Raw genomic sequence first — 13,373 nt, 5'->3', positions numbered from 1 at the left:
GTCGGCGTGGAGCGACTCGCGGTCACGTGAGGCGGGTGGCGCCGTCGGCGGGGGAGACGACGAACGTGCGAGGCTCCGGGAAGTCGACGCGGGCGAACGCAGCCGCCACGGCCTCGGTGAGCGACCCCACCCGGTCGGCCTCGATCAGCGCGATCGCGCTCCCGCCGAACCCGCCTCCGGTCATCCGCGCCCCGAGCGCACCGTGCTCCATCGCCGCCTCGACGGTCAGGTCGAGCTCCGGGGCGCTCACGTCGTAGTCGTCACGCAGTGAGGCGTGCGACGCCGTCATGAGCTGGCCGAGCTGTGCCCAGTCGCGGGACGACAGCGCCCGCACGGCAGACCGTACGCGCTGGGTCTCGGTGATCACGTGGCGCAGCCGCGCCTTGAGGACGGGGTCCTCAACCTTCAGGACCGCGTCCGGCGGCGCGGCGGCGAGCCGCTCGACACCGAGGAGCGCGCTCAGCTCTTCGGTCTGCGTCCGCCGGACGCCGTACTCGCCGGTGGCCAGACTGTGCTTGGCCCGGGTGTCGACGACGACGAGGGCGTAGCCGTCCTCGACCCAGTACGCCGGAACCGCTCGTACGGTGGGTGGTGTCGGCGCCGTCTCGATGAGAAGCGCGTGGCCGCGCTCTCCGCACATCGACGCGAGCTGGTCCATCGAGCCCGTCGGCGCTCCGACGTAGTCGTTCTCGGCGCGCTGGCACGTCAGCGCCAGCGTGATCGGGTCGATCTCCCAGCCCTCGGCGCCGGCCAGTGCGACGGCGACGCCACACTCGAGCGCCGCCGAGCTCGACAACCCCGCACCGAGCGGGACATCGGAGGAGATCACGAGGTCCGCACCCCCTGTCGTCAGGCCCGACTGCGCCAGCGCCCAGACCGTCCCCGCGACGTAGCGAGCCCACCCCTCCACGTCGCCCGGCCTCGTCGTGACGTCGAACTCTGTCGACCCCTCGGAGACCGACGACCACACCCGCACCTTGCCGTCGTCGCGTCGCCGGACCTTCACCGTGGTGCGCAGATCGATCGCGATCGGCATCACCGGACCGCCGACGTAGTCGAGGTGCTCTCCGATGAGGTTGACGCGACCGGGGGCGGCCCACGTACCGATCTCGCCGGGGGCCAGGGGGAGGGGTGACGTCATGCCGCCATTTTTGCCTATGCCCCATGGCTACGCTGGCAGGGTGGACGAGACCCTGTGGAACATCGCCCTCGTGCTCGTGTTCATCGCGTTCGGCGGGGTGTTCGCGGCGGCGGAGATGGCGCTGGTGTCGCTGCGTGACTCCCAGCTCCCCGAGATCGCGACCCGCGGCAAGCGTGGAGCGACGGTCGCCCGCCTGGCCTCCGATCCCAACCGCTTTTTGTCCGCGGTCCAGATCGGGGTCACGCTGTCCGGCTTCCTCTCGGCGGCCTTCGGCGGTGCGACCCTCGCCGGCGACCTGAGTCCTCTCCTCGTCGACGCCGGCCTGTCCAGCGGAGTCGCCTCGGCTCTCGCGCTGATCCTCGTCACGGTCTTCATCTCGTACCTCTCGATCGTGTTCTCCGAGCTCACCGCCAAGCGACTCGCGATGCAGCACGCGGTGTCGTTCTCGCTCGCGCTGGCGCCCGGCGTCGACGCGATCGCGAAGGTCGCCACGCCGGTGATCTTGCTGCTGTCGGTCTCGACGAACTTCGTCGTCCGGATGCTCGGCGGCGACCCGTCCGCGGCACGCGAGGAGATCACCGACGTCGAGCTGCGGGGGCTCGTCCAGACGACGCATGGCCTGTCCGACGAGGAGCGGCGCATCGTCGAGGACGTCTTCGCCGCCGGTGACCTCCAGGTGCGCGAGGTGATGCTGCCGCGGACCGAAGTGGACTTCATGGACGTCGCGACCCCGGTCTACAAGGCGGTGCAGATGGCGCGGGAGAAGCCGCACTCCCGCTATCCCGTGGTCCGGGGGAGCGCCGACGAGGTCGAGGGTTTCGTCCACGTGCGCGACCTGTTCGACCCGGGCATGCACGACCGGTCCGTACGGGTGGGTGACCTGGTGCGTGACGTCGTGATGATCCCCGGCACTCGCAACGTGCTCGCCGCCATCACCGACATGCGTCGCGCCGAGATTCACCTGGCGATCGTGCTCGACGAGTACGGAGGCACGGACGGCATCGTCACCCTCGAGGATCTCGTCGAGGAGCTCGTCGGCGACATCCGCGACGAGTACGACACCGTCGACGCGCAGACCACGCGCTTCACCGGTGGTGCAGTCGAGGTCGACGGCCTGCTCAACCGCGACGCGTTCGCCGAGGAGACGGGCATCGAGCTGCCTGAGGGGCCGTTCGAGACGGTCGCCGGGTTCGTCGTGGCCGGGCTCGGGCGCATCCCCGCCGTTGGGGACTCCATCCTCGTCGACGGGCACCGTCTCACCGTCTCGGCGATGGACGGACGACGTGCCTCGCGCCTGCGGGTCGACGCCGAGCCGAATCCGGAGGCGTCGCCCGAGACCGGGCTGGCAGAATCGGATCATGCCTGATTCGACCACCCGCCCCCGTGTGCTCTCCGGTATCCAGCCGACCGCGGACGCGTTCCACATCGGCAACTACCTCGGAGCGGTGCGGCACTGGGTGGCGCTGCAGGAGGACCACGACGCGTTCTACTTCATCCCGGACATGCACGCGATCACCGTCGCGTTCGACCCTGCCGTCGTGCGCGACCGGACGTACCGTGCCGCCGCGCAGCTGATCGCGCTCGGTCTCGACCCGAAGCGGGCGACGCTCTTCGTCCAGAGCCAGGTCCCCGAGCACGCCGAGCTCGCGTGGGTCCTCAACTGCATCACGGGCTTCGGCGAGGCCCGTCGGATGACTCAGTTCAAGGACAAGTCGGCCAAGGGCGGTGTCGAGCAGGCGTCCGTCGGCCTCTTCACCTACCCGATCCTCATGGCGGCCGACGTGCTGCTCTACCAGGCCGACGGCGTCCCGGTCGGCGAAGACCAGCGCCAGCACCTCGAGCTCACCCGTGACCTCGCGCAACGCTTCAACAGCCGGTACGGCGACACGTTCACCGTCCCGGAGCCGTTCATCGTCGCCGGCACCGCGAAGATCCTCGACCTGCAGGACCCGACGATCAAGATGAGCAAGTCGGCGTCGTCGCCCAAGGGGATCCTCGAGATCCTCGAGGAGCCGAAGTCGGCGGCCAAGAAGATCCGGTCCGCGGTGACCGACTCCGACGGCGAGGTCCGCTTCGACGCCGAGGAGAAGCCGGGCGTCTCCAACCTGCTGTCGATCTACGCCGCCCTGACGGGCCGGGCCGTCGACGATATCGCCGCGCAGTACGCGGGGCGGGGCTACGGCGCGTTCAAGGTCGACCTGAGCGAGATCGTGTCCGACTTCGTCACGCCGCTGCGCGAGCGCACCAACGCGCTCCTCGAGGACAAGGGCGAGCTCGACGCGATCTTGCGCGACGGGGCGCAGCGGGCCCGGGAAGTGGCGTCCAAGACGCTCGGCGACGTGTACGACCGGGTCGGGTTCGTTCGCGCCGTGTAGGCCCTCACTGTCGACGGTGCCTGGACGCTAGGGTGGTCGCCATGCCCACGATCGGCGTCGCCATTCCCGTCCCGGATCCCTGGGGCAGTGAGCTGCGTCAGCGCCGAGCCGACTTTGGCGACCCGCAGGCGGTGCTCGTCCCGTCCCACGTGACGCTGCTGCCGCCGACCGAGGTCGCCGACCACGCCCTGGAGCAGATCTACGACAAGCTCACCGTGGACGCGACCAACGTCGAGCCGTTCACGATGCGCCTACGCGGGACCGGCACGTTTCGACCGGTCTCACCGGTCGTCTTCGTCACGGTGAGCGAAGGCATCTCCAGCGCCGAGCAGCTCGCCAAGCACGTGCGCGACGGGCTCCTCGAAGGCGACCTCGAGTTCCCCTACCACCCCCACGTCACCGTCGCTCACCACCTCAGCGACGAGGCGCTCGACCGTGCGTACGAGGCCCTCTCGGGCTTCGAGTGCGAGTTCGAGGTGCGCGCCTTCGCCGTATACCTGCACGATGACGTGGCGGGCTGGGTTCCGTTCCGGGAGTTCGAGCTCGGCTGACGGTCCCCTCAGGGCCGGGACGGGGAGCGGCTGGTGGGCAGGCTGATCGCACGGCTCAAGGCGTGGTTCGCGAGAGTTCGCCGCCGGTGGCCGTTCGTCGACCACGTCGTGCGCACGATCCAGCACTTCGGCCAGGTCCGCGGCAGCATCCTGTCCGGTGGCATCACCTACTTCGGCTTTTTGTCGGTCTTCCCGATCCTCGCGCTGGCGTTCTTCGTGGTCGGCTACATCTCGGAGTACTTCCCCGGCGCGCAGGACGCGCTCGAGACGGCGATCGACCAGATCCTTCCCGGCATCGTGACGGCCGAGGACCCGCCGCCGGCCGGGCAGATCTCGTTCGACCAGATCGCGGCCACCCGCAACGTCGCCGGTGTCATCGGCGCCCTCGGTGTGCTCTACACGGGCCTCGGATTCGTCTCCAACCTGCGGACGTCCCTCGAGGCCGCGTTCGGCGTCCCGACGCAGAAATCGTACGGATTCCTGCCGGGCAAGCTGCGTGATCTCGCGACGCTCGTGCTGGTCGGGCTGATCCTCATGGTCTCCGTCGGACTCTCCGGTGCGGTCACCCAGTACACCGGCGACCTCCTGCATCAGATCGGGGTGGAGAGCACCCCGGTCGACATCACGGTGAAGGTGCTGAGTGTGCTGCTCGGCATCGCCTCGAGCGCGCTCCTGTTCTTCGCGCTCTACCGGCTCCTCCCGCACACCGACGTCCCCGATCATGCGCTGTGGCGCGGTGCGTTCCTGGCGGCGGTCGGGTTCGAGGCGATCAAGCAGCTTGCGTCGTTCATCCTCGGCGCCGCTGCCGGTGGTGCGCTGGCGTCGCTGGCGCTGTCGGTCACGCTGCTGGTCTGGATCTACTACTTCGCCCAGCTGACGATCTACGGCGCGTCGTGGGCGATGACCTCACCCGAGGCCCGTACGCGCGGCGTCGAGGTCGTCCCGCACGTGGTCCCCGCGTTCGGCGCGGTCGCGGCAGGACCGCTCGGTGCGGCACCCGCACGGTCTGCCGAGGCGGAGGAGGAGCGCTCCGAGGCGATTGCGGCGTCCCGTACGTTGCTGGTGGCGGGTGCCCTTGCCGCGGCGGCGTGGGCGTGGATCCGCCACGACAAGGCGAGGAGCAAGGCGTGACCGTACGACTGCCCGGACGTGAGCAGATCGAGGAGACGTACGCGCGGCTGCGGCCGATGGTGCGCCGGACCCCGGTCGTCGAGATCGCGGGCGGTGACCTCGGGGTGGCGGGGCGGGTGCTCCTCAAGCTCGAGCTGCTGCAGCACACCGGCTCGTTCAAGGCGCGTGGTGCGCTCAACGCCGTCCTCGCGATGCCCGACGGCACCGCCGGCGCGGTCGCGGCGTCGGGTGGCAACCATGGCGCGGCGGTCGCGTGGGCGTGCGGCATCGCCGGGATCGAGGCCGACGTCTTCGTCCCCTCGACCTCGCCGATGGAGAAGGTGCGGCGGATCGAGGAGTACGGCGCAACGGCGCACATCGTCGACGGCTACTACGCGGCCGCGTACGAGGCCTCGCGGGCGTGGGCCGAGGGACGCCCGGTGCTGCCCGTTCATGCCTACGACGCGGACGCGATCATCGCGGGCGCCGCCGGTGTCGGGATCGAGATCGGCGACCAGGCCCCGTACGCCCGTCGCGTGCTGGTGCCGTGCGGTGGCGGGGGGCTCTACAGCGGCACCGCGCTCGCGTTGCGCGACGTGATGCCCGTCGTCCCGGTCGAGCCGGAGCGGTGCCCCTCGCTGGTGAGCGCGCTCGCGGCAGGGGAGCGCGTCGACGTCGACGTTTCCGGGGTCGCCGCGGACTCGCTCGGCGCTGCGCGGATCGGTGAGCGCGCCTTCGCCGTGGTCCGCGAGCTCGCCGCCGAGCCGCTGCTCGTGAGCGACGACCAGATCCTTGCCGCGCGACGCCTGCTGTGGGACGAGTGCCGGGTGCTCGCGGAGCCGGGTGGCGTGACCGCGCTGGCGGCGTTGGTTGCGGGCAAGGTCGACGTCCGCGACGGCGAGACGGTGGTCGTCGTCATCTCTGGCGCGAACCACCCCACGATCCCCGCGGACGTTGTCGCGCCGGTCTCGGGCTGAGGCGGTCCGGTGGTTGAGCCCCGGGTTGGTCCGGTGGGTGGTTTCGACAGGCTCAACCACCGGTGGGTGGTTTCGACAGGCTCAACCACCCAGGTCGGCTCAGCCGATGAGGTCCATGTCGCCGAGCTGGTCGGCCGCCAGGCCGCGTAGGTAGGCCACGAGCAGGTCGCGGAACGCCTGCGAGGCCAGCGGCATTGCGAGCGTCCGACGGTGGGCGAGCGCGATCGTCCGGGTCAGCTCGGGCTCGTCGATCGGTGTCCCCCGCAGCCCCGGTCGAGACGCGAGCACCATGCTCGGCACCACGGCGTAGCCCAGCCCGGCCTCGACGAAGCGCAGCACCGCGTTCATCTCGCCGCCCTCGATCGCCATCGTCGGCTCGAAACCGGCGTCGAGGCACGCGTTGGTCGTCGTGTCGCGCAGGTCGTACCCCTCCCGGAACATCACCAGCGGCACCCCCTCGAGATCGCGCACCGCGACCGGGCCCGGCCCGAGCCCAGAGGCGTCGGCCGGACCCGCGACCACTAGCCGCTCGCGCAGCAGCGGCGTCGCGACGAGGTCCGGGTCGTCACCTCGCAGCGGCACGATGACGAGCGCGAGGTCGAGGGCACCTCGGCCGAGGTCGCGGGTGAGCAGCCGTGAGCCACCTTCGGTGACCTCGAGCTCGATGCCCGGATACGCCGACCGGAACGCGACCATGGCGTCGGCCATCAGCCCGTCCCACATCGAGGGCGTCGCGCCGACGCGTACACGACCGCGCTGGAGCCCGCTGACCTCGCGGACCGCGCGCAGACCCTCGTCGACCTCGATGAGGATCTCCTGCGCGTGGGGGAGGAGCGCCTCGCCGGCGGGAGTGAGACGGACGGCGCCGCGCTCACGTTCGAACAGCGCCGTGCCGAGGGAGTTCTCGAGGACGCGGATCTGCTTGGACAGGCTCGGCTGCGAGACGCCGGACTCCTCGGCAGCCTGGGTGAAATGTCGCGTACGGGCGACCGCGACGAAGTACGCGAGCTGATGGATCTGCACCCACCCAGTGTTTCATAGCCAACGGCTATGAAAGTAAGCCTCACTATGACTTAGCGCATAGGTGACCTTGCGTCCTATCGTGATCGTGTGGCGACAACTGAGATGACCAAGCAGCGGATGGGCGCACGACGCTCCACCGTCGCGCTCAAAGCACTCATGGCGGTCAGCGGCCTGATCATGGTCGGGTACCTGCTGCTTCACATGTACGGCAACCTCAAGGTGTTCAGCGGTCAGGCCGCCTTCGACGGGTACTCGCACCACCTGCGGATCCTGGGCGAGCCCTACCTGCCGCGCGAGGGAGCCCTCTGGATCATCCGTGTGGTGCTCCTGGTCGCGATCATCGGCCACGTGTACGCCGCGGTCGTGCTCTCGAGGCGCGACCACAAGGCGATCAAGGTCGGTTCCGGCCCGCGCTACAAGTCGAAGCAGAACAAGCGCGGCTTCCAGCGCAGCTACGCGTCGTTCACGCTCCGCTGGGGCGGCGTCATCATCTTGCTGTTCATCATCTTCCACCTGCTCAACCTCACGACGAACGACATCGCGCCGGGCGGTGCTTCGCCGAGCCCGTACGAGCGGGTGCTCAACACCTTTGGCGAGTGGTACATGGTGCTCGCCTACACGATCGCGTTGCTCGCGGTCGGGTTCCATCTGCGCCACGGCGTCTGGAGCGCCCTGACCACGCTCGGCGCCAACACCAGCGTGAAGGCGCGCCGCAACCTCAACGTCCTCGCGTACGCGGTGGCAGGGATCATCACGATCGGGTTCCTGGTTCCGCCGTTCGCCATCTTCTTCGGATGGGTGGGCTGACCCCATGACCGTCAACACACACGCACGCACCGACGACTTCACCGACATCTACGACCTCGGTGAGCCGATCGCCGACACCAAGGCGCCCGACGTCGACGTGACGAAGCGCTGGGACACCCGCCGCTTCGAGGCCAAGCTCGTCAACCCGGCCAACCGTCGCAAGCTCAAGGTGATCATCGTCGGCACCGGCCTGGCCGGTGCCTCCGCCGCCGCCACGCTCGGCGAGGCCGGCTACCACGTCACCAGCTTCTGCTACCAGGACAGCCCGCGGCGCGCGCACTCGATCGCCGCGCAGGGTGGCATCAACGCCGCCAAGAACTACCGCAACGACGGCGACTCGATCTACCGCCTGTTCTACGACACGGTCAAGGGCGGCGACTTCCGCAGCCGCGAGTCCAACGTCTACCGCCTCGCGCAGGTGTCGGTGGAGATCATCGACCAGTGCGTCGCGCAGGGCGTCCCCTTCGCCCGCGAGTACGGCGGCCTGCTCGACAACCGCTCCTTCGGCGGCGTCCAGGTGTCCCGTACGTTCTACGCCCGTGGCCAGACCGGTCAGCAGCTGCTGATCGGCGCCTACCAGGCGCTCGAGCGTCAGGTCGCCGCTGGCACGGTCATCAACCACACGCGCCACGAGATGCTCGAGGTCATCGTCGCCGACGGGCGTGCCCGCGGCGTCATCGTCCGAGACATGGTGACCGGCGAGATCGAGTCGCACTTCGCCGACGCCGTGGTCCTCGCGACCGGCGGTTACGGCAACGTCTTCTTCCTGTCGACCAACGCGATGGGCTGCAACGTCACCGCCAACTGGCGTGCGCATCGCAAGGGCGCCTACTTCGGCAACCCCTGCTACACGCAGATCCACCCGACCTGCATCCCCGTCTCCGGCGACTACCAGTCGAAGCTGACGCTGATGAGCGAGTCGCTGCGTAACGACGGTCGCATCTGGGTCCCCAAGAAGGCCGGCGACGACCGTCCCGCCTCGCAGATCCCCGAGGACGAGCGCGACTACTACCTGGAGCGCCAGTACCCGTCCTTCGGCAACCTCGTGCCACGTGACATCGCCTCGCGCGCCGCGAAGTACGTCTGCGACGAGGGGCGTGGCGTCGGACCCGGCGGGCTCGGCGTCTACCTCGACTTCGCCGACGCGATCGCGCGCCTCGGACGCGACACGGTCGAGGCGAAGTACGGCAACCTCTTCGACATGTACGCCCAGATCACGGGCGAGAACCCGTACGAGACGCCGATGCGGATCTATCCGGCGGTCCACTACACGATGGGTGGCCTCTGGGTCGACTACGACCTGCAGAGCTCGATCACCGGCCTGTTCGTGACCGGTGAGGCCAACTTCTCCGACCACGGCGCCAACCGCCTCGGCGCCAGCGCGCTGATGCAGGGCCTGGCCGACGGCTACTTCGTGCTCCCGTACACGCTGGCGAACTACCTCGCCGACGGCCCGTACGAGCCGATCGACGAGACGCACCCCGCGGCCGTCGAGGCGAAGCAGCAGGTCACCGACCGCATCGAGAAGCTGCTGTCGATCAACGGCACCCGTACGGTCGACTCGTTCCACCGCGAGCTCGGCACCATCATGTGGGAGTACTGCGGCATGGCCCGCACCGAGGGCGGCCTGCTCAAGGCGATCGAGCTGATCCGCGAGCTGCGCACCGAGTTCTGGCGCAACGTCAAGGTCACCGGCGTCAACGAGGACCTCAACCAGACCCTAGAGCGCGCCGGCCGCGTGGCCGACTTCATCGACCTCGGCGAGCTCATGTGCATCGACGCGCTGCACCGCCGTGAGTCGTGCGGCGGCCACTTCCGCGTCGAGAGCCAGACCGAGGACGGCGAGGCACTGCGCCACGACGACGACTTCGCGTACGTCGCCGCATGGGAGTTCGGTGGGGACGGCGGCAAGCCGGTCCTCCACAAGGAAGCCCTGATCTACCAGAACGTCGAGATGAAGCAGCGGAGCTACAAGTGAAGATCACCGTTCGTGTGTGGCGTCAGGCCAACCCGTCCGCCGAGGGCAAGATGGTCGGGTACGACCTCGACGACGTCTCGGAGCACATGTCGTTCCTCGAGATGCTCGACGTGCTCAACGAGCGCCTCACCCTCGAGGGCGAGGAGCCGATCGCGTTCGACAGCGACTGTCGCGAGGGCATCTGCGGCATGTGCGGCCTGGTCATCAACGGCCTCGCGCACGGCCCGGAGCGTACGACCACGTGCCAGCTGCACATGCGCTCGTTCAAGGACGGCGACGTCATCGACATCGAGCCGTGGCGCTCGTCGTCTTTCCCGGTCGTGAAGGACCTCGTCGTCGACCGGGGTGCGTTCGACCGCATCATCCAGGCCGGCGGCTACATCAGCGCTCCCACAGGATCGGCTCCGGAGGCCAACAATCTCCCCGTGCCGAAGGAGGACGCCGACCACGCGTTCGAGGCCGCGACCTGCATCGGCTGCGGCGCCTGCGTGGCGGCGTGCCCGAACGGCTCGGCGATGCTGTTCACCGCTGCCAAGATCACCCACCTCGGTCTGCTCCCGCAGGGCCAGCCCGAGCGTGCCTCGCGCGTGGTCGGGATGGTCGAGCAGCACGACCACGAGGGCTTCGGCAACTGCACCAACATCGGTGAGTGCACGGCGGCCTGCCCCAAGGGCATCCCGCTCGACACGATCTCGCGGCTCAACCGCGACCTGCTCGGCGCGCTCGCCAAGGGCAAGGCCTGACGGTCGCTCACCCGTGACGTCATACGGATCGTGGGTCCCGACCCGCGATCCGTATGACGTCCGAGGATGGATGGCAGCCTCGGCTCGTCTCGCGGCGCGTGCACCGTGCGGCGCGGCACACGACGAGCGTTAGCCTGGGGGCATGCCCACGCCCGCGGACCTCGTCGCGGCCGTCGATGCACTCGTGCCTGACCTGCTCGACGTCCGCCGTGACCTGCACGCCCATCCGGAGTTGTCCTGGCAGGAACACCGCACCACCGAGGTGGTCGCGCGCTGGCTGGACAAGTTCGGTATCGAGGCGACGCGGCTCGACCCGACCGGCCTCGTCGCGGAGATCGGTGAGCACGACGGCATGATCGTCGCATTGCGCGCCGACCTCGACGGGCTGCCGGTCGCGGACAAGACGTCCGACCCGTGGCGTTCGGCGGTCCCCGGCGTCGCGCACGCCTGCGGCCACGATGTGCACACGACAGCGCTGCTAGGCGCCGCGGGCGCGCTCGCGCGCTTCGCCCACGACGGCGGCCTGCCGGTGCGCGTCCGGCTGGTGTTCCAGCCGGCCGAGGAGGTCATGCCCGGGGGCGCCCTCGCGGTCCTCGCCGCCGGGGCGCTGTCGGGGGTCTCGCGGACGTTCGCGCTGCACTGCGACCCCTCGCTCGACGTCGGTCTCGTCGGCCTGCGTGAAGGGTCCATCACCGGCGCGGCCGACCGTGTCCGCATCCAGCTGACCGGTCGCGGCGGGCACACCTCACGCCCGCACCTCACCCAGGACCTCACGTTCGCCCTGGCGACCCTCTGCACGCAGCTGCCGGCCGCGTTGTCGCGGCGGCTCGACCCCCGTGCCGGCGCGAGCCTGGTCTGGGGGAGCATCAACGCCGGGAGCGCGCCGAACGTGATCCCCGCGACGGGAGAGGCCACCGGCACGCTGCGGATGCTCGACGCGACCGCCTGGCACGAGGCAGAGCACCTCGTACGGGCGCTGGTGCGCGAGATCGTCGCTCCGTACGGGGTCGACGCCGAGGTCACCTACACCCAGGGTGTGCCGCCCGTCGTCAACGACGTGGAGTCGACCGAGATCCTGCGTGACGCGGTCGCGGTCGCCCTCGGTCCGAGCGCGGTGACGAGCACCAGCCAGAGCCTCGGGGGAGAGGACTTCGCGTGGTTCGTCGAGTCCGTCCCGGGGTCGATGGGCCGGCTCGGCACCCGGACGCCCGGGGGGCCCACGTACGACCTCCACCAGGGCAACCTGCGCATCGACGAGCGCGCGGTCGCGATCGGCGCGAAGGTCCTCGCGATGGCGGCCCTGGCAAGCGCTCCGACCCTCTGACCGAGCGATCGGAGGCCGCGACTACGGCAACTGTCGCCATCGTCGTCGCCGCCTGATTGTGGGTGTTCTCCGATGCCGGACGTCGGTACGGCAACAGCCCGTCTTTCAGGATAACAAGTGAGTATCGGGTCCTCTCCCCGCGAGGGGTTCACCCACGTGTCAAGGGTTGACGGGGTTATTGTTCGAAAATCCTCTGGGGATGGCCCGGGGCGATGAACACTCGTGACTGAGGAGTCCTCTTGCGTCGAATGGGCAAGATCACCGCGCTGGCCGCGGTGGCCGTGCTGGCTCTGGCCGGCTGCGGCAGCGACGATGACAACGGCGGCGACGACGACAATGCCGGCAGCAGCAACACGCTCGACTGCTCGGTCGCCGAAGGTGACGGCCCCAAGGTCGGCATCGCTTACGACGTGGGTGGTCAGGGCGACAAGTCGTTCAACGACGCCGCCGCGGTCGGTGTGAAGAAGGCTGTCGACGAGCTCGGCGCCCGGTGCACCGAGGCCGAGGCTCAGGACGGCGAGGCCGAGTCGGCTCGCGAGGACCGCCTCCGCCAGCTGGCCGACGCCGAGCACGATCCGATCATCGCCGTCGGATTCCTCTACAGCGAGGCCGTCAACAAGGTGGCGCCGGACTACCCGGACGTCAGCTTCGACGTGGTCGACGGCTTCGACCCCGACGACCAGGCCAACGACAACGTCGCTTACCTCACCTTCGCCGAGGAGCAGGGCTCCTTCCTCGTCGGTGCCGCTGCGGCGCTGAAGTCGACGACCAACAACGTCGGCTTCGTCGGTGGCGTCAACTCCGACCTCATCAAGAAGTTCGAGGCCGGCTACGCCGCAGGTGCGAAGGCGGTGAAGCCCGACATCAAGATCCAGGTGAAGTACATCGAGGAGTCCGACGCGAGCGGCTTCAACGATCCCGCCGGAGGCAAGGCAGCAGCGACCGGCATGTTCGACCAGGGCGCCGACGTGGTCTACCACGCTGCCGGCGGCTCGGGTGCGGGTGTCTTCCAGTCTGCCGTCGAGGCCGGTGACGGCATGTGGGCCATCGGTGTCGACTCCGACCAGTGGCAGACCGCCTCCGACACGGAGAAGCCGCACATCCTGACCTCGATGCTCAAGCGCGTCGACGTCGCGGCCTACGACGCGATCAGCGCCGTGGCCGAGGATTCGCCGCTGGTGGGTTACCAGACGTACGATCTCGCCAAGGATGGCGTCGGCTACGCCACCTCGGGCGGATACGTCGACGACATCATCGGCGACCTCGACGGCTACGCCGATCAGATCAAGAGCGGCGAGATCAAGGTTCCGACCGCGCCGTGACCTTCGGGGGAGGGCCGACGCG

Annotated in this window: 12 protein-coding genes; 10 read left to right on the top strand and 2 right to left on the bottom strand. The window is 69.4% G+C overall.

The features are described 5' to 3' along the window. Nucleotides 1-22 precede the first annotated feature (22 nt). The gene (gene galK / locus H4N58_RS15945; RefSeq protein ID WP_167251672.1) at nucleotides 23-1,141 is read right to left on the bottom strand and encodes a galactokinase; all 1,119 of its coding nucleotides are present in this window, start codon (nucleotides 1,139-1,141) and stop codon (nucleotides 23-25) included. A gap of 40 nt (nucleotides 1,142-1,181) precedes the next feature. Between galK and H4N58_RS15940 the strand changes: the two genes are divergently transcribed. The 5 genes from H4N58_RS15940 to H4N58_RS15920 are packed head-to-tail and all read left to right on the top strand — an operon-like array spanning nucleotide 1,182 to nucleotide 6,154. After that, nucleotides 1,182-2,507, top strand: a complete 1,326-nt coding sequence (locus H4N58_RS15940; RefSeq protein WP_167251673.1) for a hemolysin family protein — start codon at nucleotides 1,182-1,184, stop codon at nucleotides 2,505-2,507. Beyond that, entirely contained in the window at nucleotides 2,500-3,516 is a 1,017-nt protein-coding gene (trpS, locus tag H4N58_RS15935; protein WP_167251674.1) for a tryptophan--tRNA ligase, read from the top strand. Before H4N58_RS15940 ends, trpS begins: the two co-directional genes overlap by 8 nt. Nucleotides 3,517-3,557: 41 nt before the next feature. Continuing rightward, entirely contained in the window at nucleotides 3,558-4,067 is a 510-nt protein-coding gene (locus H4N58_RS15930; protein WP_167005378.1) for a 2'-5' RNA ligase family protein, read from the top strand. A gap of 33 nt (nucleotides 4,068-4,100) precedes the next feature. Then, entirely contained in the window at nucleotides 4,101-5,198 is a 1,098-nt protein-coding gene (locus tag H4N58_RS15925; RefSeq protein WP_167005375.1) for a YihY/virulence factor BrkB family protein, read from the top strand. Then, complete coding sequence (locus H4N58_RS15920; protein WP_243845151.1) at nucleotides 5,195-6,154, top strand: serine/threonine dehydratase; 960 nt, start codon at nucleotides 5,195-5,197, stop codon at nucleotides 6,152-6,154. Before H4N58_RS15925 ends, H4N58_RS15920 begins: the two co-directional genes overlap by 4 nt. Nucleotides 6,155-6,253: 99 nt before the next feature. On the opposite strand, the gene H4N58_RS15915 is transcribed toward H4N58_RS15920, so the two are convergent. Beyond that, nucleotides 6,254-7,177: a LysR family transcriptional regulator gene (locus tag H4N58_RS15915; protein ID WP_167005372.1), complete on the bottom strand. Its 924-nt coding sequence runs from the start codon at nucleotides 7,175-7,177 to the stop codon at nucleotides 6,254-6,256. Between the two features lie 87 nt (nucleotides 7,178-7,264). Here H4N58_RS15915 and H4N58_RS15910 point away from each other — a divergent pair, with 87 nt between their 5' ends. From H4N58_RS15910 to H4N58_RS15890, 5 genes are all read left to right on the top strand, one after another. After that, nucleotides 7,265-7,984, top strand: coding sequence for a succinate dehydrogenase cytochrome b subunit (locus H4N58_RS15910; protein ID WP_167251675.1), 720 nt, complete (start codon nucleotides 7,265-7,267; stop codon nucleotides 7,982-7,984). A 4-nt stretch (nucleotides 7,985-7,988) separates the two neighbouring features. Next, on the top strand, nucleotides 7,989-9,962 hold the full coding sequence (locus H4N58_RS15905) for a fumarate reductase/succinate dehydrogenase flavoprotein subunit (protein ID WP_167005366.1): 1,974 nt from the start codon (nucleotides 7,989-7,991) through the stop codon (nucleotides 9,960-9,962). Continuing rightward, complete coding sequence (locus tag H4N58_RS15900) at nucleotides 9,959-10,705, top strand: succinate dehydrogenase/fumarate reductase iron-sulfur subunit (RefSeq protein WP_167005363.1); 747 nt, start codon at nucleotides 9,959-9,961, stop codon at nucleotides 10,703-10,705. Before H4N58_RS15905 ends, H4N58_RS15900 begins: the two co-directional genes overlap by 4 nt. A 142-nt stretch (nucleotides 10,706-10,847) precedes the next feature. Then, nucleotides 10,848-12,029 (top strand): amidohydrolase, encoded by a 1,182-nt coding sequence (locus H4N58_RS15895; RefSeq protein ID WP_167005360.1) that lies wholly within the window; start codon nucleotides 10,848-10,850, stop codon nucleotides 12,027-12,029. 248 nt (nucleotides 12,030-12,277) lie between these two features. Next, entirely contained in the window at nucleotides 12,278-13,351 is a 1,074-nt protein-coding gene (locus H4N58_RS15890) for a BMP family protein (RefSeq protein WP_167005357.1), read from the top strand. The last annotated feature ends 22 nt before the right edge of the window (nucleotides 13,352-13,373 follow it).

Origin of the sequence: Mumia sp. ZJ1417, assembly GCF_014127285.1 — a bacterium.
Classification (GTDB): Bacteria; Actinomycetota; Actinomycetes; order Propionibacteriales; family Nocardioidaceae; genus Mumia.
The sequence above is the reverse complement of the archived record's forward strand: the minus strand, read 5'-3'. Positions and strand labels throughout refer to the sequence as shown.

Excerpts from the sequence above, each read along its gene's own strand:
- galK (WP_167251672.1), bottom strand. The coding sequence starts at position 1,141 with ATGACGTCACCCCTCCCCCTGGCCCCCGGCGAGATCGGTACGTGGGCC.
- trpS (WP_167251674.1), top strand. The coding sequence starts at position 2,500 with ATGCCTGATTCGACCACCCGCCCCCGTGTGCTCTCCGGTATCCAGCCG.
- H4N58_RS15930 (WP_167005378.1), top strand. The coding sequence starts at position 3,558 with ATGCCCACGATCGGCGTCGCCATTCCCGTCCCGGATCCCTGGGGCAGT.
- H4N58_RS15905 (WP_167005366.1), top strand. The coding sequence starts at position 7,989 with ATGACCGTCAACACACACGCACGCACCGACGACTTCACCGACATCTAC.
- H4N58_RS15895 (WP_167005360.1), top strand. The coding sequence starts at position 10,848 with ATGCCCACGCCCGCGGACCTCGTCGCGGCCGTCGATGCACTCGTGCCT.
- H4N58_RS15890 (WP_167005357.1), top strand. The coding sequence starts at position 12,278 with ATGGGCAAGATCACCGCGCTGGCCGCGGTGGCCGTGCTGGCTCTGGCC.